Source organism: Aquabacterium parvum, from assembly GCF_001447195.1.
Classification (GTDB): domain Bacteria; phylum Pseudomonadota; class Gammaproteobacteria; order Burkholderiales; family Burkholderiaceae_C; genus Aquabacterium; species Aquabacterium parvum.
Genome location: NZ_LFRI01000357.1, coordinates 1 through 273 on the forward strand (window position 1 = coordinate 1; position 273 = coordinate 273).

Sequence of the window (273 nt, forward strand, 5' to 3'; positions counted from 1 at the left end):
TCACTGGGGTGTCCCCCAGCCCCCCGGCTTACTTCGACGCGGAGAGGCGCTCCATGTCATTGAGGACAGGCCGAGCATGCTGATGCACGGCCATCATGTAGGCCTGCGAGGCCTTGTCCCAGGCGTCGATGTGTCTAGCCAGGATGAACAGCCAGGGCGGCGTGTCAACATCCGGGCCAGCAGCTACGATCCCGTAGAAGGCCCTCACCGTCTCAGTGGTCATCAGCGCAGCCTCTTCGAGGACATTGCGCGCTTCATCGATAGACTTCATTC

Annotated in this window: 1 protein-coding gene; it reads right to left on the minus strand. The window is 61.5% G+C overall.

Going from position 1 to position 273, the window contains the following annotated elements; genetic code table 11:
* Positions 1–28 precede the first annotated feature (28 nt).
* Positions 29–273 (minus strand): hypothetical protein (locus ABG80_RS22840; protein ID WP_058088222.1); only part of this gene is annotated, 245 nt, incomplete at its 5' end.